The sequence below is a fragment of the Adhaeribacter pallidiroseus genome, from assembly GCF_003340495.1.
Taxonomy (GTDB): Bacteria; Bacteroidota; Bacteroidia; order Cytophagales; family Hymenobacteraceae; genus Adhaeribacter; species Adhaeribacter pallidiroseus.
The window spans coordinates 4,379,418-4,399,351 of record NZ_QASA01000001.1; the positions used below are offsets into that span (position 1 = coordinate 4,379,418).

18 protein-coding genes and 1 riboswitch are annotated in these 19,934 nt (G+C 45.9%); of the genes, 14 read left to right on the plus strand and 4 right to left on the minus strand.

Annotated elements, in window-relative coordinates; all coding sequences use genetic code 11:
* The first annotated feature begins 144 nt into the window (after nt 1-144).
* The 4 genes from AHMF7616_RS17420 (at nt 145) to AHMF7616_RS17430 (ending at nt 3,665) form a co-directional block, all read left to right on the plus strand.
* Entirely contained in the window at nt 145-1,041 is an 897-nt protein-coding gene (locus tag AHMF7616_RS17420) for a helix-turn-helix domain-containing protein (protein WP_115374041.1), read from the plus strand.
* Between the two features lie 84 nt (nt 1,042-1,125).
* Nucleotides 1,126-1,980, plus strand: coding sequence for an oxidoreductase (locus AHMF7616_RS17425; RefSeq protein WP_115374042.1), 855 nt, complete (start codon nt 1,126-1,128; stop codon nt 1,978-1,980).
* Between the two features lie 348 nt (nt 1,981-2,328).
* The gene (locus AHMF7616_RS26475; protein ID WP_158546198.1) at nt 2,329-2,502 is read left to right on the plus strand and encodes a chryseobasin-related MNIO class RiPP peptide; all 174 of its coding nucleotides are present in this window, start codon (nt 2,329-2,331) and stop codon (nt 2,500-2,502) included.
* Between the two features lie 35 nt (nt 2,503-2,537).
* Nucleotides 2,538-3,665: a multinuclear nonheme iron-dependent oxidase gene (locus AHMF7616_RS17430; RefSeq protein WP_199474262.1), complete on the plus strand. Its 1,128-nt coding sequence runs from the start codon at nt 2,538-2,540 to the stop codon at nt 3,663-3,665.
* 126 nt (nt 3,666-3,791) lie between these two features.
* Here the strand turns inward: AHMF7616_RS17430 and AHMF7616_RS17435 are convergent, their stop codons facing one another.
* Nucleotides 3,792-4,394: a DNA-3-methyladenine glycosylase gene (locus AHMF7616_RS17435; RefSeq protein WP_115374044.1), complete on the minus strand. Its 603-nt coding sequence runs from the start codon at nt 4,392-4,394 to the stop codon at nt 3,792-3,794.
* A gap of 132 nt (nt 4,395-4,526) precedes the next feature.
* Here AHMF7616_RS17435 and AHMF7616_RS17440 point away from each other — a divergent pair, with 132 nt between their 5' ends.
* The 3 genes from AHMF7616_RS17440 (at nt 4,527) to AHMF7616_RS17455 (ending at nt 9,150) form a co-directional block, all read left to right on the plus strand.
* Entirely contained in the window at nt 4,527-5,060 is a 534-nt protein-coding gene (locus tag AHMF7616_RS17440; protein ID WP_158546199.1) for a DUF4136 domain-containing protein, read from the plus strand.
* Nucleotides 5,061-5,758: 698 nt separating this feature from the next.
* A riboswitch (cobalamin riboswitch) is annotated at nt 5,759-5,961 on the plus strand.
* Between the two features lie 54 nt (nt 5,962-6,015).
* On the plus strand, nt 6,016-7,980 hold the full coding sequence (locus AHMF7616_RS17450) for a TonB-dependent receptor plug domain-containing protein (RefSeq protein WP_115374047.1): 1,965 nt from the start codon (nt 6,016-6,018) through the stop codon (nt 7,978-7,980).
* A gap of 81 nt (nt 7,981-8,061) precedes the next feature.
* Complete coding sequence (locus AHMF7616_RS17455; protein ID WP_115374048.1) at nt 8,062-9,150, plus strand: YncE family protein; 1,089 nt, start codon at nt 8,062-8,064, stop codon at nt 9,148-9,150.
* An 89-nt stretch (nt 9,151-9,239) separates the two neighbouring features.
* Here the strand turns inward: AHMF7616_RS17455 and AHMF7616_RS17460 are convergent, their stop codons facing one another.
* On the minus strand, nt 9,240-9,518 hold the full coding sequence (locus AHMF7616_RS17460; protein WP_115374049.1) for a hypothetical protein: 279 nt from the start codon (nt 9,516-9,518) through the stop codon (nt 9,240-9,242).
* Nucleotides 9,519-9,726: 208 nt separating this feature from the next.
* Between AHMF7616_RS17460 and AHMF7616_RS17465 the strand changes: the two genes are divergently transcribed.
* From AHMF7616_RS17465 to AHMF7616_RS17480, 4 genes are all read left to right on the plus strand, one after another.
* The gene (locus AHMF7616_RS17465) at nt 9,727-10,002 is read left to right on the plus strand and encodes a DUF2798 domain-containing protein (RefSeq protein ID WP_115374050.1); all 276 of its coding nucleotides are present in this window, start codon (nt 9,727-9,729) and stop codon (nt 10,000-10,002) included.
* Nucleotides 10,003-10,109: 107 nt separating this feature from the next.
* A complete protein-coding gene (locus tag AHMF7616_RS17470) occupies nt 10,110-10,619 on the plus strand; it encodes an AraC family transcriptional regulator (RefSeq protein WP_199474264.1) in 510 nt (169 codons plus the stop codon).
* A gap of 970 nt (nt 10,620-11,589) precedes the next feature.
* A complete protein-coding gene (locus AHMF7616_RS17475) occupies nt 11,590-13,128 on the plus strand; it encodes a hypothetical protein (RefSeq protein ID WP_115374051.1) in 1,539 nt (512 codons plus the stop codon).
* A gap of 222 nt (nt 13,129-13,350) precedes the next feature.
* Nucleotides 13,351-14,271, plus strand: coding sequence for a cation diffusion facilitator family transporter (locus tag AHMF7616_RS17480; RefSeq protein ID WP_115374052.1), 921 nt, complete (start codon nt 13,351-13,353; stop codon nt 14,269-14,271).
* Between the two features lie 347 nt (nt 14,272-14,618).
* Here AHMF7616_RS17480 and AHMF7616_RS17485 read toward each other — a convergent pair whose 3' ends face one another.
* Complete coding sequence (locus tag AHMF7616_RS17485) at nt 14,619-15,341, minus strand: class I SAM-dependent methyltransferase (RefSeq protein ID WP_115374053.1); 723 nt, start codon at nt 15,339-15,341, stop codon at nt 14,619-14,621.
* Between the two features lie 127 nt (nt 15,342-15,468).
* Between AHMF7616_RS17485 and AHMF7616_RS17490 the strand changes: the two genes are divergently transcribed.
* The 3 genes from AHMF7616_RS17490 to AHMF7616_RS26200 all read left to right on the plus strand — a co-directional run bounded on the left by AHMF7616_RS17490 (nt 15,469) and on the right by AHMF7616_RS26200 (nt 19,074).
* On the plus strand, nt 15,469-16,380 hold the full coding sequence (locus AHMF7616_RS17490) for a LysR family transcriptional regulator (RefSeq protein ID WP_115374054.1): 912 nt from the start codon (nt 15,469-15,471) through the stop codon (nt 16,378-16,380).
* Between the two features lie 87 nt (nt 16,381-16,467).
* The gene (locus AHMF7616_RS17495; protein ID WP_115374055.1) at nt 16,468-18,705 is read left to right on the plus strand and encodes a B12-binding domain-containing radical SAM protein; all 2,238 of its coding nucleotides are present in this window, start codon (nt 16,468-16,470) and stop codon (nt 18,703-18,705) included.
* Between the two features lie 84 nt (nt 18,706-18,789).
* Entirely contained in the window at nt 18,790-19,074 is a 285-nt protein-coding gene (locus tag AHMF7616_RS26200; protein WP_147275717.1) for a hypothetical protein, read from the plus strand.
* Between the two features lie 317 nt (nt 19,075-19,391).
* On the opposite strand, the gene AHMF7616_RS17500 is transcribed toward AHMF7616_RS26200, so the two are convergent.
* Nucleotides 19,392-19,913: a GNAT family N-acetyltransferase gene (locus tag AHMF7616_RS17500; protein ID WP_115374056.1), complete on the minus strand. Its 522-nt coding sequence runs from the start codon at nt 19,911-19,913 to the stop codon at nt 19,392-19,394.
* Between the last annotated feature and the right edge of the window lie 21 nt (nt 19,914-19,934).

The following is a 19,934-nucleotide window of genomic DNA, read 5'->3' on the forward strand; positions in this document are numbered from 1 at the left end:
GTTGTTAGTTGTTTGTGGTTAGAATTTTACATACTGTACTGTACTGTACTTAGGTTTAAGTAATTATTGACCTTTTGAGGCCGTCTTTCACAGATTTCCCCGTGATACAGCTCAAAAACAGAAGATAAAAAAGTAATTTAGCGTATGGCTCCTACCGAAACTTTAATTGAATTTTATCAACACAAAATACACGATTTACCCGCCAACTTACCGAAAGAAACCGGGCATTTTAATGTATTCCGGATGGAGGATTGTCCGGTAAATACCCCGGTAACGTACAACCGACGCGATTTTTTTAAAATTACGCTCTTGCGCGGACATTTTATTTATCATTATGCCGATAAAAGTATTGAGCTTTCGGGCGCCAATCTGCTTTTTTTTAACCCAAAAGTGCCTTACACCTGGGAAATGGTAGCGGGTACGGCAACGGGTTATTTTTGCATTTTTACGGAAGCTTTTTTCACCGAAAAAATACGCGGCAGCCTGCACGACTTACCCATGTTTGCTTTAGGCGGCAAAACGGCTTATTCTTTAACCGAAAGCCAGGACCAGGAAGTAAGCCAATTTTTCGAGAAGATGCTCGCGGAAATCAACTCCGATTATTTATTTAAATATGATTTATTACGCAACTACGTAACCGAACTTACCCACTTTGCGCTTAAAACGCAGCCTTCCGAAACGCTGTACGAACAGACTGATGCCAATGCCCGGCTCACGGCGGTGTTCCACGAGTTGCTGGAAAGGCAGTTCCCCATTGAAACCCCGGCGCAACGTTTTCGCATGCGATCGGCCAAAAACTTTGCCGACCAGTTAGCCGTGCATGTTAATCATTTAAACCGAGCCATCCGGAAAGCAACCGGTAAAACCACAACCGAGCTTATCTCCGACCGGCTGGTGAGCGAGGCCAAAGCCCTGCTCAAACACACCGACTGGAATGTTTCGGAAATCAGTTACAGCTTAGGTTTTGAAGAACCGGCGCATTTCAGCCATTTTTTTAAAAAACATACTTCCTTCCCGCCTTCTTATTTTCGGCGTGTTTGAATTTTGTAAGCTTTGGTTTGAAAGGCGCAAACACTAGCGCCAAAGAGGCCCGTATCTTTGTTCTGTACAAAAATTAAACGCCTTATGAATAAGCAAGAGAACAAAGTATGGTTTATTACGGGAGCTTCGCAAGGGATAGGATTATCGTTAACCCGCCAACTCCTGCAGCAAGGGCAAATGGTAGCGGCCACGTCCCGGAATGTGACCCAGTTGCAACAAGCCGTTGGTACCTACCCGCAATTTCTACCTTTAGCCCTAGATATAACCGACGAAACCAGCGTGGCGCAGGCCATTACTCAAATCCTGGAGAAATTTGGCCGGATAGACTGCGTGGTAAATAATGCCGGTTACGGCTTAATCGGTAGCCTGGAAGAACTTACCGACCAGGAAGCACGGCAAAATTTCGACGTAAATGTGTTTGGTTCTTTAAACATTATCCGGGCTGCCTTGCCGCACTTACGCCAGCAAGCCTCGGGGCATATTTTTAATATTTCGTCGATTGGCGGTATGTCCGGCGATTTTCCGGGGTTTGGCGTTTACTGCGCTACCAAGTTTGCCGTGGTTGGTTTCACCGAATCGCTGGCCATGGAGGTAAAAGATTTTAACATAAAAGTTACCGCCGTAATGCCGGGTTATATCCGGACTAACTTTTTAACGGCCGGTTCGGTAGTAACCGCCAAAAACCAATTAGCCGAATACCAGAGTACCCGCGAGTCGCAAGCTTTGCACCAGGAACAAATTAACGGCAACCAGCCCGGCGACCCCGAGAAAGCTGTTGCGGCTATTATCCAAGCCGCGCAGGAAGAAAATCCGCCGTTGCATTTGCTGCTGGGCAGCGACGCCCTGCAACTAGCCACCGATAAGTTAAACGCTTTGCAAACCGAATTCGCGCAATGGGCCACCGTGAGCCAATCCGTAGATTTCGCCGTAGAAGCTTAATTTAACGATTACCTATCCGATTTTAAGTTTTGCTGCGGTTGTAGTTAATGGCAAATTCTTTTATATCCCCGATGGAGGCTCGAAGCAAAAGATTGGAGCCTTCATTTTTCTACGTCATTCTAGGAGGAACCTATTTAACTACGTAGCGAAATAGGTTCCTCCTGAATGACGCTCACAACTTATTCTCTTGCTGAGAATCACTACTTCCATTCTGGCCAACAAAATTTCATATAGCTTGCAACCAGAACACACCATTCTGGGTCAATTATTTACAAGGCGAGCAGGCCTAAAATATTGGTCTTGCAATCTTCATTGAAACCGGAAGTAGAAATTTTAAAAATTTAAAAAATGAATCTGCCAAAAGCTTTACTCAGCGCAATTTTATTAGGCATTACCGTGCACACCACTACGAGTTGCACCGACAAAAACGAACTACCCGGACCCAAAACGGAAAAAGAAAAAACTAGTAAAACTCCCGAAAAAAACGATCCCGGCAATTGCCCGGGTTGCGGTATGGGTTAAGGATTAATTTTATCTAAATTAAAGAACCCATAACGGTGCCGGAAAAAGTTTTAGCCGCGGTAGCTTGTAACTTAGATGTAGACATTCTGGCGGCGGCCTTGCCCTTGTTTGCGGCCGGCCAGGTCGAAGCCATTGAATGGTCGTTTGATACGCTTTTCCGCACGCCCCAGATGCCCGACTGGTTTGCGGAGTTATTACAAACATATAGTCAGCAAAACCGGCTAATTGGCCACGGCGTGTATTTTTCGCTTTTTTCGGGGCAATGGAGTGTGAACCAGCAAAACTGGCTGCAACACCTGCGCGAGCTTTCCAAACTATATACTTTCGACCATATTACCGAACATTTTGGCTTTATGACCGGCCAGAATTTTCACCATGGCGCTCCCCTGCCCATTCCGTATTCCGAAACTACTTTGGCTATTGGCCAGGACCGGTTGGCCCGCATTCAGGATGCCTGCCAATGCCCGGTGGGTCTGGAGAACCTGGCTTTTTCTTATTCCCTCGACGAAGTAAAACAACACGGTCAGTTTCTGGAACAGCTCATTACGCCGGTTAACGGCTTTCTTATCCTGGATCTACACAATCTGTATTGCCAGCTGCACAACTTTCAGGCTTCTTACAACGAGATTATTAATCTGTATCCGCTGGATAGAGTTCGGGAAATTCATGTTTCGGGCGGCAGTTGGGAAAGCTCAGCCGTAGAACCCGACCGCAAAATCAGAAGAGACACCCACGACGAAGCTGTACCCGAAGAAGTTTTGGAGTTGCTGGCCCAAATTATAGAAAAATGCCCGAACTTAAAATACGTGGTGCTGGAACAATTAGGCAACGCCCTGAAAAGCGAAAAAAGCAAGCAGTTGTTTTATGCCGACTTTTTAAAAATGGAAGCTATTCTCCGGCAAAAAAACCAAAAATCCCGAACAAACGCGGGTAAAACTTTTCTCCCGGCTCCTTTTAAATTACCCGAGCAGCCCATAGAAGATCAAACTTTAGCCGCGCAACAAATCTATTTATCCGAGATATTAGAAAATGCCGCATCGGCTGAAGAAGCCATTCATCTGCTGCAAACCTCTCCTCTGGCCCACTCCGACTGGCAGATTGAGACCTGGGAACCTTATATGATCGAAACGGCGCACAACATTGCCCGCAAATGGAAGAAGTAATCTTTTTTTAAATTTCTTTATTCCAATCTTCTTCCGGGATTGAAATTATCACCTAATAAGTGAATACCGATAGCGATTTCATTTCCAGCAGTAGAAATTTTAAAAAATTCAACGTCATTCAGGATTTTACTTGGCTTTACTGGTCCAGCGGCTGTTTTTCAGCCGGAAACGCCAGGGCAGCAAAGCATCTTCGCCGGCATAATCCACCCCTACCCGCGGACTGGAGATAATTTGGTTTTCCGGTATTAATTCGCCCAGGTCTTCCAGCCAGATCAAGTCGCCGGTTAAATCGGTGCCGTAGTGTTTTTTAGAAATTCCGAGCGCCAGGGTAACCAGGCCGGGACCGGCAGTGAGTTTGGGCGTAACCTGGGTGTGGTTGCGGCGCAATAGCATTTCCGGAATACCTTCCGTGGGTTCAATGGCTCGGATTAACACCGCATCGGCTTTTTCGGCCACGTTGGTAATAATGTTAAATAGGCAATAAATGCCGTAAATTAAATACACGTACGCCATCCCGCCTTCCTGAAACATAATTTCGGTACGCGTAGTCCGGCGACCGCTGTGCGAGTGGCAGGCTAAATCATTTTCGCCGCAATACGCCTCAGTTTCTACAATTCGGCCGCCGGTTAATACGCCATCCATCCGGGTAAAAATATACTTCCCGATTAACTCGCGGCTAATTTGCACCACATCCGGGCGCGTGTAAAACGGTTTTGCTAGTTTGGTCATGGGGTAATTGGGTGAGCTTTCAGCTTTTTTAAATTTTTCCGTTTTGGATTCTGTATTTATTCCGCAAACTCCTTTTCGCAATTTCGTATGAAAACCAGATACGAACAGTTTCTTATTCTGAATTATAAAACGATGAAAAATATATTTTTAATTTTCTTTAGCCTGATAGGTTTGTTTGGTTGCAGCGCGGCCCGGGTCACGAACGTGGATGCGGCCGACAACTTTGCTTTAACTAATTACAAAACGTTTAACTTCTACGAAATTACCAACAACGGCGAACCCGTAGATGCGCAGTACAACAACCGTATTGCAATTTTAAAAAACGCCATTCAGCAACAATTAACGGCTAAAGGCTTAACCTTAACTTCCACTAACCCGGATTTACTTGTGAACCTAGGCATTGTTACCACCGAGAAAGTCCAAACCCGCCAAACCGATTTCCGGACGGATGCGCCCAAGTACATCGGGCAGCGCCGTTATTCCTGGAAAAGTCAGCAAGTAGAAGTAGGCCGTTACCGCCAGGGCACCGCCTCCGTGCACCTCGTGGACCCCACCAAAGACGAACTGGTTTGGCAAGGGGCCATTGAAGGCGTTATTCCAAAAAAAGATGCGGCTTTGGAAAAAGAAGTAAATGCTGGGGTAAGCAAGTTATTTAGTAAATTGTAGTTGGTAGTAAGATGAAAGCTTAAACTTTCGTCTTACTATTTGCATAAAGGTTCTATAGGGTTAATCCGCAATGATGCTTTGTTCTTAAATTCTAATTCTTAATTTTTGTTCGCATAGCTTTTGCTTTATTTCCTTGTTGATTTTCGTTCGCATAGCTGGCTGAGTAGCTTTGGTTTCTGATTAAAGTTGTTTCATTGCTCGCTTCTTGTTCTTTTTGTCTTGATACAAAAAGAACCAAAAAAATCAAGACGCTAAAAACTCGCTGAACGCTCGAACAGTTTAGCGTCATCTCTTGCACATGGTTAAGGCTAATTGTTGCATAGTTAACTGGCAAAATTTTAGAAAAATTTAAAATCTCAATCTTGATTTTACCCTCTCAGGTTATGCGGCGAGTTCGCGTAAGCGGTCTCTCCGCATTTTTGGACAGCCAATCTCTGATTGGCGTAACGCTAAATGCTGGTAAATGCCAATCAGCGATTGGCTGTCCGGGAGTGCTTAGAGCGCTGCGCTAACTCTATGCACAACAATTGGAAATCTGAACAAGTTGTCATTCAGGAGGAACCTATTTGGCTACGCAGCAACAATGCAATAGAGTAGTAATCGCTTATTTCGGTTTTCAATTTCAAACACCAAATTCATTTTGCCCGTTAAGCCAGTTGAAGCATTACGCGCCGCAGTAGTTAATCTTAAACTTTTGCCTATCTTTGTGCCGGATTGGTGGCCTGCCTGCAACCGCAAGCAAGCCTTAAAAGGGAATCAGGTGTAATACCTGGGCTGTTCCCGCAACTGTAATCTTCTTTAAAAAGGTTGTTTACTCCTTTTGCCACTGTTCTGTAAGCAGAATGGGAAGGCCAAACAACTTGAAGAAAGCCAGGAGACCTGCCAATCGGAAATATTGTTACATGCTTTCGGGTAAAAAGCTAAGGACCAGACAAATGAATAATTATTCTACTTTATGGCTGCGCCTTTCTCCCCCGACGGATTTTATTCGGAGGGATTACAGATGCGCGTAGTACTTTTTTTAAATTTTTTCTTAGCCAGCTTGTTTATACCGGCGGTGCAGGCGCAGGTTGCTCCGGATACGTTAACCGGCGAAGATCTGGCCGAAGTGCAGATTATTGGACAGCACCATCCGCGCTATACTTTGGGCTCCCGCGAAACCCACCTGGATTCGGCGTATTTACAGATAAACAACGCCAACTCGCTGGCCGAGGTGTTGCAAAGCCGCACGCCGGTTTACTTAAAAACTTACGGCAACGGCATGCTGTCTACTATTTCGTTTCGGGGTACCTCGGCCAGCCAAACGGCGGTTTTGTGGAACGGCTTTAACATTAACTTACCCACCCTGGGGCAAACCGATTTCTCGCTGATTCCGCTAACGGCCGTGCAAGGCGTACAATTGCAGCACGGATCGGGCGGAGCTAATTTTGGCACCAGCGCCATTGGCGGCGCCGTTATTTTATCATCCCGTACTAATTGGCAACCTGGCTGGCAACTACAAGCCCAACAAGATGCAGGAAGCTTTGACTCGTACTTTAGCCAGTTGGCCGGCAAGTACAGCACTAAAAAAGTAAGCCTAGAAACCAGCTTTTTCCGCCGCGAGGCCCAGAATAACTTTAAATTTAAAAATACTACCCAATTTGGCGCGCCGGTTCAACGCCAGGAAAATGCCGCGCTGCACCAATCCGGTTTTACCACCAATCTGAGCTGGCGGATAAATGCCCGCAATACCTTGGCTATCCGGAACTGGTACACTGATAACGATAATCAATCGCAGTCCAACATGGTGGCCGCTAATACGCACGCCCAACTGGCCAACCGCAACTGGCGGCTTATGAGCGAATGGAACCACCACAGTAATGTAGGTTTAACGGCTATCCGGGCGGCTTACTTTGCCGATTACATGCTTTACCGCGACGATAATACCAACTCCGAAACCCAGGTAAATACCTACCAAATTCAAGGCGAGCAAAACTTTATTCTGGCGAAAAAAATAAACGTAGATGCGGGGGGCGAATTACAATATTTTACCGCCGACGTAGATGGCTACGGTAAAAAAGTAAACGAAACCCGTGCTTCCGGTTTTCTATTGTTTCGCTACGATCCTTTAAATTTTCTGCACCTGAATTTAAATCTGCGGCAGGCTTTTGTGACCGGATTTAATCCGCCGCTGGCGCCAACTACCGGTTTTACCCTAGATGTATTTTCCCGCAATCATTATACCTTGGGCTGGAAAGGATCGGTTTCGCGGGGCTACCGGGTGCCGACTTTAAACGACCGGTACTGGCCCACCGGCAATGCCGCTTTAAAACCCGAAAACAGCTACAACTACGAAACCGGCCTCACCTACAAATATACCCGAGGCATATTCACCGCCGAATCCGAAGTAACTGCTTACCGCATGCCAGTCGAAAACTGGATTCAGTGGTTACCTTCGGCCAGTACGGGAGTGTGGTCGCCGCAAAATTTAAAAAAAGTACTGGCTACCGGGGCCGAGGTATCGGGCAAAGCTTCGTGGCTGCTCTCCACGGGCAAAATAAGTACGGGCTTTAACTACAGTTACACGTCATCCAAGCAACAGGAATCGTACACGAGTTCAACGGAACCTACCGGCAAGCAGCTGATTTACGTGCCTTACCATACGGCCACCGCTTACGCCGATTTAACTTACAAATTGTGGTTGCTGACGGCTAATTACCAGCTTACCGGCCAGCGGTTTACTACCGCCGAAAACACCCGCACGTTGCCGGCTTACGGCTTATTTACGCTTTACGGCGGTAAAACCATCCGGTACCACAAAGCCCGGTTCCAAATTATGGGCCGCGTCAATAACCTGACAAATAAAGTGTATCAGAATTTAGAATACTACGCCATGCCGGGCCGCCATTATAACCTGAGCCTGCGGTTCTTTTTGCATTAAAGCTAACCCCCATTAAAATTTAAATTTTACGCTTACACCAATCAAATTACACCTTACTAATTTTATTTAACCCAATTAACTATGAACAAAAATTTAGTAAACCGGTCGTTTCTTCTGGGTATTTACCTAACGGGCAGTATTTTCTTGAGCAGTTGCCAGGACGATGACTCGGGCAGCACGGTTACGCCTCTTAAAGGTGCCTACGAATCGGGCGTTTTGGTAGTAAACGAAGGCAATTTTCAAAAAGGAAACGGCGAAATCAGCTTTATCAATAAGCAAAGTAAAACCGTAGTAGACGATGTGTTTCTGACTGAAAATAACCGGCCTTTGGGCGATGTGGTACAATCCATAACGGTAAACAACGACAAGGCTTACGTGGTGGTAAACAACAGCAACAAAATAGAAATTGCTGATGCCAATACGTTTAAATCGCTGGGCGTAATTAATAATCTGCAATTACCCCGCTACATGGTAGTGGCTAACAACAAAGGTTACGTAACCGAGTGGGTTAGCTTTAGCGGCAACGGCCGGGTTGCGGTGATTGATTTAGCTACCAATGCTGTTACCAAAACCATAGCGGTAGGCGTTTTACCGGAAAAGCTACTAGCCTTAAATAACAAAGTTTACGTGGTTAACTCCGGCGAAAACACCGTTTCGGTAATCAACCCTACTTCGGATGCCGTGGAAACCACCATAACCGTAGATGGATCGCCGAACAGCCTGGTGGCGGATGCGAACAAAAAGTTGTGGGTATTGTGCGGCGGCGAAAAAAATTACAACTCGGATTATACCATCGACGAAAACACCAGCACTCCCGGCAGTTTCGTGCGGCTTAACCCGGCTACCAACACCAAAGAAGCTACCTTAACTTTTACTTCCAAAACTTTATCGCCGGGCGATTTAGTAGCCAATGGCGCGGGAAACAAATTATATTACCAATACGGTGGCAAAGTTTACCAACAAGATATTACCGCTACTGCATTATTAACTACTCCTTTCATAAACCGCAACTTTTACGGCATTGGCGTAGACCCCACCGATAATTTAATCTACGGCGGCGATGCCGGCGGTTTTGCCGCGGCGGGCAAAGTAGTACGCTTTAACCCTACTGGAGCAGCGGTAGATTCTTTTACCGTAAGTATTGGCCCGAGCGAGTTCTTATTTAAGTAAAAATTTAAAAAAAGTAAAAAAGAAACCCGGCTGATTATGTACCAGCCGGGTTTCTTTTTTACTTTTTTGGTAAAATCAAGAATACTTTCCTACTGATCTACCTTACCGTCGTTATCCGCATCGCGCGCTCCACTGTCTGGGTCAACTTTCTGGTAGGTTTTATTTTTGTCCATATCCAGGCTATCTGGTCTGCCCGATACCTCTGTTTCCGTGTTATTCATATTTTCCGGATCTTTATCTTTGGCCCCGCTATCTTCTACATTGGTGTCTCCGTCTTTGGTGCCGGTGCTACAGGCCGAAAAACTAAGCGCAGTTCCTAGTATCAGTACCAAACCGAATTGTTTTAGGGTTTGCCGTATTTTTTTCATGGTCTTTTTTTAGTTAAGCTGAACGTTAAATCTGGTGCGAAGCCCGGTTTACAGGCACACCGGGTTTATTCGGTTATGTACGGCAGCCCGGTTGAATAGTTGAAGCGGTATTTTCCCAGGCAAGTTATAAACCCGGACAAGCGCAATCTGAGCGGAATCTGTTAATTTTGGGAACGGTCTTTTTGTGGCAACCGTAAAATTTAACTCGATGAAGAAGCAAAACGTACCCAAAGTTGCAGCCAAAAAACCAGCGCGTAAAAGCCGGCCGCTTATAGATAAAGCTAACTTGCGGCGGCAAGTGCTTATTATTTTCATCATTAGCTTCTTTATTGCCACCGCTTTAATTTTGTACGTTTTCGGTTTTCCGCCCGGATTTTTTAAACGTTTATTCAGCGCTACTTTTGTCTTTTTTCTGTTGATTAGCATTACCGTTCTGGGAATTATTCCGCTGGTAAACTATGTTTTTAATCGCTGGCTGCGCTAACCGGTATAAACAATTACTTGAATTTCGGGTTTTAATAGTTGTTAAGAATGGCATTTAACCTGGTTGCCTCTTAATATCGTATATTATTAGAGCATAGCTCTTAAACCTTGGAAACAACTACTCTATATATTAAAAACATGGTTTGTCCGCGCTGCATCAGCACGGTAACCCGTGTTTTACAGGAACAAGGCTTACAGGTAAATGAGGTACAATTAGGTTACGCTGAAGTGGCGGGTCACCCGGATTTAGCCCAAATTGATGCCGCCTTACAGCCCGAAGGTTTTACTTTATTACAAGACCGGGACCGGCAATTAGTCGAAAAAATTAAAAATACCTTAATCGATTATTTACAGCATTTCGAAACAGCCTACCAACCCGTTACTACCTCGGTGTATTTAGCCGAAAAACTCGATACTGATTATTCTTACTTGAGCAAAGTGTTCTCGCGCCTGGAACCTTTTACCATCGAGAAGTATTTTATTTTATTGAAAATTGAGCGGGTAAAAGAGTTGTTGTCTTATGGCCAATTAACTTTAAGCGAAATTGCGCACCAATTGCAATACAGCAGCGTGCAGCACTTATCCAATCAGTTTAAAAAATTACCGGCCACTCGGTAAGTGAGTATAAAAACGCCATTCAACCAATGCGTACCCCTTTGGATGCTATTGGTTAGATTAGCGATTCAGAAAAAAACCTTTTCTAGCTTTTGGTTAGTGTTATTTAGTAGCAAACGGGAAACTAGTAGCAAACGGGAAACAAGCTACCATCGTCTTACTGGTAATTAAATCTCCTCTGGCTGATTTTTGGAGCCTTTGCAAGTCTCCAAGCACTGGTGCTACCTAGGTTGATCAGTAACCCGTTTGCCTCGTAGCCGGCGGGCCCCGTTTGGCTCTTCCGCACTCGCTAGCCTCTCTTTCCTCGACTCCGTCTGCGGAATTTTGCTGCGCAAAACCGAAACCCTAGCAGGTGCTCCACAGCCAAACTGATGTCAGTTGCTCTTAGCTACCGTAATTACCTTTTTTAGAGTATTAAAACCTGAGTGTTCTAACCAATTTTTTAAAAATTTCTTAGGAAAAGGAACCAGGAGATTCAATTTTAACGCTTCTGCTATTAGATTACATAGTAAATATTATTTCTACATTCTCCTGTTTAAACTATTTAAGTCAGAATAGCCGGAGCTCAGAGAAGATGACATCAGTTTGGCTCAGGAGGGCCTTCTAAGGTTGTGGTGCGCAGCATTGTGAGGCACGAACAAAACAAGCTTAGACCCGCCCGGAAGAGCCAAACGGGGCCCGCCGGCCAGGAGGCAAACTCAGCCTGTGCCAACACGATGGAACCTGTGAATGGGGACGGGAACCGGCTCCAAAGAACTGCGCCTAATTAATGAAAGCTAACTAGCACCTGAGCCTGGAGACTTGAAAAGGCTTCAAAGAACAACCGTAAATGATAAAGCTCCATTCTATTCGCTCACATACTACATTCTTAAAAATGTAGTTGAACCCGGATTTTATACATTGTTGCCTGAATTGTGTTAAACTCTTAAGGCCTGGTAGCGTTAATTTTACAACAGAATTAATGCTTAATCTTATGCTTCAGAATACCCTAATAACTGCTCTTATTTTGTTGACTCTGAGTAGCTTTTCGGTGCAGGCCCAGCACGAACATCACCAGCACCAACCTGCCACGAACCAAACTAAACCAGCTGAAACCACGAAGCCCACGGCACCGGCCGAGAAGAAAACGGCTCCAGAAGCTACTCCGGCCAACCACGAGCATTACCAGGCCCAGCCAGCTGCTCCGGTCACGGATACCACGCACCAACACCATCAGGGTACGATGCCCAACCATCAGGCTGGCACCGATACCACCAAAGTAGACCATAGCCACCACAGCAGCATGATGCCGGGCGGCAAGCACGATATGCCCGCCATGACCCACGCGTTCTCGCGCAGCTTGCCCATGAACCGGAACGGCTCCGGTACTGCCTGGAACCCCGACGAAACGCCCATGTATATGTACATGAAACACGCCGGCAACTGGAACATGATGTTTCACGGAAGTTTGTATTTGCGCTACACCAGCCAGGACCTGTTTAACACGGGCAACCGGGGCAGTAGTAAACTGGATGCGCCTAACTGGTTTATGGCCATGATTCAGCGGCCGGTAGGCAAACGTGGGTTGTTTAATTTCAACGCCATGCTTTCCCTGGACCCCATTACCGAAGGCAAACAAGGCTACCCTCTGTTATTTCAGTCCGGCGAAACGTATAAAGGCCAGCGGCTCGTGGACCGGCAGCACCCCCACGATCTTTTCTCGGAATTATCCGTTGCTTACACCCACCAAATTAATCCGGATGTAGATGTTACCGCTTACTTTGGTTTACCCGGCGAACCGGCTTTGGGTCCGGTGGCGTTTATGCACCGTATTTCCAGCTTTAACAACCCCGACGCGGTATTGGGCCACCACTGGCAGGATGCCACCCACATTACTTTTGGCGTAGCTACCTTGGGGGTACGATACAAAAACTGGAAACTGGAAGGCTCCAGCTTTACCGGCCGCGAACCCAACGAAAACCGTTACGGCATTGATAAACCGTTGTTTGATTCGCATTCGTACCGTTTAAGTTACAACCCCACCCGCAGTTTAGCGTTGCAAGTATCTAGGGGTTTTATTCATTCGCCGGAAGCTTTGGAACCCGAAACCAACGTAGACCGTACCACGGCATCGGTGCTGCACAGCAAAATGCTGGGCGATAACAAGCACATCACGTCGGCGCTGGTTTGGGGCTTAAACGATGCCGGCCACGACCACCGGGAACATTCTGTTCTGGCTGAGAGCAACTTGCAACTGAACAAAACCGGCATTTACGGCCGCTACGAATGGATTCAGAAAACACCCGAAGAACTAAGTTTACCGCAGTTTGAACACGACGAAATTTTTAACGTGCACGCCTTCACCTTAGGCGTAAGCCGCATAGTAGCCCAGCAATGGAACACCGATCTAAGCCTGGGTTTGCAAGGCAGCGTGTACGCGCCGGGTGCTGAGTTAAAGCCTATTTACGGCAAGGTACCCGTATCCGGCGAAGTTTACCTGCGGATAAATCCTTCGCTGATGCGCATGCATTAGAAAACCAGCGGGCGGGTATACGCAGTTTTTTAGATCATAAGTTTACCTGCCCTACGCAGATTTTTTTTAAATTTTACCGTAATTTAACCCTTATTATCCGCCTTTTGCGTTATTAAATTAAAGCTTAAAAGGCTTCGCGAAAGTTAGTTTAACTTATCATTTACTTTAATTAGTAATTTACATAGCTAACAACGAACAACTAATAACCAACAACTACTTAACATGCACTCCCACGATCATTCTCACGGCGCCCATCACCACCACGAGGTGCCTACCAATTTAACGCGGGCTTTTGTTATTGGTATTGCTTTAAACGTAGTATTTGTTATGTTGGAAGCAGTTACCGGTTTCTGGTTGCACTCGTTGGCTTTGCTCACCGATGCCGGCCATAATTTAAGCGATGTGGCCAGTCTGGTTTTAGCTTTACTGGCTACCCGGTTAGCCACCAAAAAAGCCACCGACGATTATACCTACGGTTTTAAAAAATCAACTACACTAGTATCGCTGTTTAATGCGGTGTTGTTGCTGGTAGCCGTGGGCGCCATTGGCTGGGAAGCTTTTCAACGTTTGGGGCAACCGCAGGAAGTAGGCGGTCAGTACATTGCGTACGTGTCGGGAATTGGCATTTTGGTGAACGCCGGTACGGCTTTACTTTTCTTGCGCGATAAAGACAAAGATTTAAACGTCAAAGGCGCGTACCTGCACATGGCCGCCGACGCGCTGGTATCGTTGGGGGTAGTAATTGCGGGTATTGCCATTTACTTTACCAACTGGTTCTGGATAGATTCCGTGATTAGTCTGGTTATTATTGCGGTAATATTGTGGAGTACCTGGAGCTTACTCACCGAATCTTTAAAACTTTCCCTGGATGGTGTACCCAGTGGCGTAAACTTACCGGCGATCCGGCAATTGCTAATTAATTTTCCGGGCGTAAAAAATGTGCACGATTTACACATCTGGGCCATGAGTACTACCGAAAATGCGCTCACGGCTCACCTGGTAGTACAGGAAAACACCTCCGATACTTTACTGGCGCACATCCGCGAAGAGCTGGCCCATCATCACCAGATTAACCACGCCACCATCCAGATCGAAAAAGTAAACCAACCCGTTTGCGAACAAACCTGCGAACACGCTCATTAGAGTAATTTTTTAAATTTTTATGAATTAGCCGAAGCTTCCAGGCGCTTTAACGGGAATCTATATTCTTCAGAAACTATCGTACCCGCAAGTTTCACAATAATTAAAAAATGGAGATTCGAGATAGGCAATGCTTGATACAAACAGCCAATAAGAGTACTTGCTAGCAGGATGATTTTAAATGGTTTTTTATCATTTAATGTCGGCATTCAGAAGTAACCTATTTCGCTACGTAGCCAAATAGGTTACTTCTGAATGACGAAAAAGAGGCAGAATAGCACTGTTTTTAATTTTATTATCTCGAAAGCCCATTAAACATAAGGTAAAGTTCGACTCTCGGTTAATTTTATTTACTTAATACCTCCAAAAGCAGCGAAACAGTTGTTTTTATGAAGCACCTCGGTATGTCTAAAACCTACTTTTTTTAATAATTCAAGCTGATAGGTTAAAGAACGGGGTGAATCTTCTTTCTCGATATAGGCCAAAACTTTTTCCTTATAGGCCGCACCGCCTAATTGTTCCAGGTAATCGGCGTATTTATCCCACATCAGTTTGTTTATGGGCGTGGCATCGTGCGTAATCAAATCCGAAATCCAGAAGGTACCGCCCGGTTTTAAAGTACGGTATAATTTCGTAAAAACTGCTTCCCATTCTTCGTCGGTGCGTAGGTGGTGCAGCACGGCCCCGGCCAAAATGGTGCAGTAATAGTTTTCCGGTAAATCTAATTCGCGTACATCGGCTTGCTTTATTTCTACGGTACCGGTAGTAGCATCTGTAACTCTTTCCCGGGCTTTCTGGAGCATGGGTTGGCTTAAATCCACCAGGGTGCAGTGCATATCCGGTATTTTGGTTAACAACTTTAAGGTATAATTGCCGGCACCGCAGCCAATATCCAGTAACCGCGAGGCTTTAGGCGTGGCGTACTTTACGGCATCGGTAATTAATTCTAAACTAATTGGGGCATCCACGGTTGATTGCTGACCCGTGTCCAGGTTAGAAAACCGGTCTACGTCCTGATCAAACCGTTGTCTTATTTCCGCCACGCTCGATTTACCATTTGTATTTTGTTCCATTGTTCCTCAGGTTATTGGTTATTTATACGGCATCCACTATCCCTTTTTTGGCAAATCTAAAGCAACCAACGATATTTGTAAAGGATCAATTTTATCAATAATCCATACTTTATAAGTATCGAGCAGCATGGAGTTACGCCATTTACTTTATTTTAAAACGGTAGCCGAAGAATTACATTTCCGGAAAGCCGCCAACAAATTGTTTATCTCGCAGCCACCGCTGAGCCGCCAAATAAAAGAACTGGAAGATGAATTAGGGGCGATTTTATTTACGCGCAGCAACAAACAGGTTAGCTTAACTCCGGCCGGTAAGTTTTTTAAAAAAGAAATAGACACGCTCTTCTCGCACCTCGCAGAAAGCAAAAATGTGGTAAAGCAAATGCACGGGGCTATTCCTACACCGCTCCGGATCGGTTATATTAGCTCTACTTACCAACAACATCTGGTACCTATTTTAAAAGAGTTGCCGGCTTTTTTTCCTTTCGCCAAAACCCGCTTGTACGAAGTACCTACGGTAAAGCAAGTTCGGGCGCTGGAAGAAGGCAAGCTGGATGTAGGCATCATGCGGGCACCCGTACAATCTGAAAAATTAAAAATTATAACTTTGTTTCCGGATCCTTTTGTGGTAGTACTGCCGGCGCAGGAACAAAATTTTTCCGGGACGGAATCTTTAGCTGAATTTTTAAAAAATCAGCCGTTTATCTTCTTTAACCAGAATTACGCGCCCGATTACTACCGGAAGTTAGTAGAAATTTGCCAGCGGTTGGGTTTTGTGCCGGAGGTAGCACACGAACCTAATAACATCCATTCTATTCTGCGGTTGGTGGAAAGCGGGATGGGCGTTTCGATTGTGCCGGCATCGGTGCAGGAACAATACCCTTACTTAAAGCTTTCGTATTACGGGTTGCCGGGAATACCCATAACCACGGAAGTAGTTTTGGCTTACAAGCCTTCGGCTTCTAATGCGGTGGTAGACTGGTTTATTCAAAAATTTACGGCAAAGTTTAACACTGAGAATCCAGTTGGGCAGCCCAATTAATTTTTAGATAAGAACCCGCTCTTTTCCGTTATAAATTGCCCATGAAAGCAGTAATTTTGCCTCAGGTAAACTTCTGCGGGTTCGCGAATGTTCTTAACCTGCACTAAGCCCGAAACCTTGTTACCTGCACCTAAAATCTTACTTATTACGCCGCCGCTCACGCAATTAAATACGCCTTACCCGGCCACCGCGTACATAAAAGGTTTTTTGCAACAATACCACTACCCCGTAGCGCAAGCCGATTTTGGCATTGAACTGGTTTTAAAACTTTTTTCCCGGGCCGGACTTACGCGGGTGTTTCACGCCATTGAGCAGCAGAATCTGCCGCTTTCGGATAACTGCAAACGGATGCTGCGCTTAAAGCGGTTTTATCTGGCTACCATTGAGCCTACCATTCGCTTTCTACAGAATACCGATACCACGCTGGCCCAGCAAATCTGTTACAACGGCTTTTTACCCGAAGCGTCGCGGTTTGACCAAATCGGTGATTTAGAATTTGCTTTTGGCGCCATGGGCATTAACGATAAAGCCCGCCACCTGGCCACCCTGTACCTCGAAGATCTCGGCGATTTAATAAAAGAAACTATTTGCCCGTATTTTGGCTTCAGCCGCTACGCCGAAAAACTAGCTTTATCGGCTACTTCTTTTGATCCGTTGCAAACGGCCTTGGACGAAAAACCAAACCTGGTAGATGAGCTGTTACTGGAGATTTTAGCCGAACGTCTGGCGCAGGTAAAACCCGATATTGTTGGCTTTTCGGTGCCTTTTCCGGGTAATTTATACGGCGCGTTGCGTTGCGCCCAGTTCATCAAACAACACTTCCCGGCGGTAAAAACCATAATGGGTGGCGGTTACCCCAACACGGAGTTGCGCAGTTTAAAAGAACCTCGTTTTTTTAATTTTATTGATTTTGTAACCCTCGACGATGGCGAAGGTCCGTGGTTAAAGCTGCTGGAATACTTACAGAATAATCGGCCTAAAGAATTATTGCAACGCACTTTTCTACGGGAAGCGGGTGAGGTGAAATACCTAAACGGCTGTCAGGATGCCAACATCCCGCATACCGAAGTAGGCACCCCGGATTACGCGGGTTTGCCCCTGGATAAATACTTGTCGGTAATTGAGGTAATGAACCCCATGCACCGGCTGTGGAGCGATGGCCGTTGGAATAAATTAACGGTGGCGCACGGCTGCTACTGGAAGCGTTGCTCGTTCTGCGACGTTACCCTGGATTACATTGCCCGCTACGAAACCGCCCCGGCCACTTTGTTAGTGGATCGCATCGAAGCCATTGTGGCACAAACCGGCCAAACGGGTTTTCATTTTGTAGACGAAGCCGCTCCTCCTTTGGCCCTCCGGGATTTAGCCATTGAGCTAATCCGGCGCGGCGTAAAAATAACCTGGTGGGGAAACATCCGCTTCGAGAAAACTTTCACGCCTGATATTTGCCGTTTACTCGCCGCTTCGGGTTGCATTGCGGTTTCGGGTGGTTTGGAAGTAGCTTCAGATCGGTTGCTGGCGAAGATGGAGAAGGGCGTAACCATTGCGCAGGTAGCCCGGGTTACTGATGGCTTTACCCAGGCTGGCATTATGGTGCACGCTTACCTCATGTACGGCTTCCCGACGCAAACCGCTCAGGAAACCATTGACTCCTTAGAGGTAGTACGGCAATTATTTTTAAATAATGTGATTCAATCGGGTTTCTGGCACCGCTTTTCCATGACGGCGCACAGCCCGGTGGGTAAAAACCCCGAAAAGTACGGGGTACGTCAGATTGGTCCGCCGGCCGGTAACTTTGCCCACAACGATTTGTGGCACGACGACCCGCAAGGCTGCGACCACGAGTTATTTGGCACCGGCTTAGCCAAAGCCATTTACAATTACATGCACGGCATTGGCCTGGAGGAACCGCTTTCTTTCTGGTTCGATTTTAAAGTACCCCGGCCCACTATTAGCCCGGTTTTGATCGAACAAGCGATTGTGGCCCCTATTAAGCCCGACAGTGAAAAACAAAACTTGCGCGTGCTTTGGCTGGGTAATATGCCGGAGCTAGAAGTAATTACTTTCGTTAAAAAAGGAAAGAACACGGAAAAAGCAGTACTCACTTTTTACGAGAAAGCCGAAGATTTTCAGATCAAGACTACTCCAGTTATTGGGCAATGGTTAGTGGAAATGCTTACGCAGGTAAGTTGCGATGCGGCGCAAACTACCCGGTTAAAAGATTTGGCGCAACAGTTTCCTAGCCAAGCTGGTTTTACTTTTTCTGAATTCTTGATATCGCCTACGTGGTTGTTGCTTCGGGAGAAAGGCTTATTGCTGGTTTAAAGCACTAGCTAATAGGACGCAGAACATTCAAATACTTTCTCATTCATCTGGCGCCAGTGTTTAGCTTAGCGTCACTGGGGACTTTTGGACAAGAGCCAGTCTCCGGACTGGCGCATTTGCTTTTGTAATTCCTTCTTTGGAGCCGGTTCCCGTCGCCAGGCGTTGGTGCTATCAAGTTTGATACAGCTGAGTTTGCCTCGTGGCCGACGGGCCTCGTTTGGCTCTTTCGGGCGGTCTAAGCTCTCTTTCCTCGACTCCGTCTGCGGAATTTTGCTGCGCAAAACCGAAACCTTAGAAGGCCCTCAACAGCCAAACTGGTGTCAGTTGCGCTTAGCTACTGATGATCTAGCCTTACCCGTTATCAATTGAATCGGTTTGTTTCAATCTTCTTAGTAAAACTATGGCGCGGATTTACTTGCGTGACTTTCCTCATTTTGCTCAAGCCTAGAGCAATGGATTTTTTTAATTTTTGCTGATTTTACGATCAGATAATCAGAAAAAATTAATATTAGAAGATGCTGAACGGGATTTGCAATGCCGTTTGTCGGAGCGCTCGGATTGGTAATAGGACAAAATTAACATTTCATTTAAAGCCATACCAATTCTGAATTTAGAATTAGTACCTCAGACGATTTTCTCCTTAGTAGATTTCAACTACAATCAGCTAAGCTTTACAATACCTTTTCTTATAATGATTTTACCATTATATAATCCAGTTGTACATCATCGCCTACGGCAAAATCGTCGGTACCAGCCTGGTAAAAGCCCCATTTTTCGTAAAAAGAGATTGCTCTGGGGTTATGTTCCCAAACGGTGAGCCATATGGCATCGCAACCTAATAATTTCGCTTTTTCGACGCTGAAATGCATAAGTTGGTCGCCGAGCCCCAAACCTAAATACTGGCGCAACAAATAAAGCCGGTTAATTTTTAACGGATTTGCAAAAGGCAGTTGGGCATCCGGAGCGGGGAATTCTAATTTCAAATAACCCACTGGTTCGTCGGCCAGTTCGGCAATATAAAATTCAAAATCGGGCTCCACTAATTCAGCCGCAATTGCCTCCGGGGTAAAATGCTTGTTTAGAAAAGCCGCCATGTTTTCGGGAGTGTTGTCTGCCCCAAATGCTTCTTCAAAAGATTGCCAGCTTAGCCGGGCCAGTAATTCGGCGTCTTGGCTGGTAACGCGACGGAGGGTTACTGTTTTTTTCAAAAAAATACTATAGTTTAACCG

Coding starts and splice junctions, on each gene's coding strand:
- AHMF7616_RS17420 (WP_115374041.1), top strand. CDS start 145: ATGGCTCCTACCGAAACTTTAATTGAATTTTATCAACACAAAATACAC.
- AHMF7616_RS17425 (WP_115374042.1), top strand. CDS start 1,126: ATGAATAAGCAAGAGAACAAAGTATGGTTTATTACGGGAGCTTCGCAA.
- AHMF7616_RS26475 (WP_158546198.1), top strand. CDS start 2,329: ATGAATCTGCCAAAAGCTTTACTCAGCGCAATTTTATTAGGCATTACC.
- AHMF7616_RS17435 (WP_115374044.1), bottom strand. CDS start 4,394: ATGACCAAACTAGCAAAACCGTTTTACACGCGCCCGGATGTGGTGCAA.
- AHMF7616_RS17440 (WP_158546199.1), top strand. CDS start 4,527: ATGAAAAATATATTTTTAATTTTCTTTAGCCTGATAGGTTTGTTTGGT.
- AHMF7616_RS17450 (WP_115374047.1), top strand. CDS start 6,016: ATGGCTGCGCCTTTCTCCCCCGACGGATTTTATTCGGAGGGATTACAG.
- AHMF7616_RS17455 (WP_115374048.1), top strand. CDS start 8,062: ATGAACAAAAATTTAGTAAACCGGTCGTTTCTTCTGGGTATTTACCTA.
- AHMF7616_RS17460 (WP_115374049.1), bottom strand. CDS start 9,518: ATGAAAAAAATACGGCAAACCCTAAAACAATTCGGTTTGGTACTGATA.
- AHMF7616_RS17465 (WP_115374050.1), top strand. CDS start 9,727: ATGAAGAAGCAAAACGTACCCAAAGTTGCAGCCAAAAAACCAGCGCGT.
- AHMF7616_RS17475 (WP_115374051.1), top strand. CDS start 11,590: ATGCTTCAGAATACCCTAATAACTGCTCTTATTTTGTTGACTCTGAGT.
- AHMF7616_RS17480 (WP_115374052.1), top strand. CDS start 13,351: ATGCACTCCCACGATCATTCTCACGGCGCCCATCACCACCACGAGGTG.
- AHMF7616_RS17485 (WP_115374053.1), bottom strand. CDS start 15,341: ATGGAACAAAATACAAATGGTAAATCGAGCGTGGCGGAAATAAGACAA.
- AHMF7616_RS17490 (WP_115374054.1), top strand. CDS start 15,469: ATGGAGTTACGCCATTTACTTTATTTTAAAACGGTAGCCGAAGAATTA.
- AHMF7616_RS17495 (WP_115374055.1), top strand. CDS start 16,468: ATGTTCTTAACCTGCACTAAGCCCGAAACCTTGTTACCTGCACCTAAA.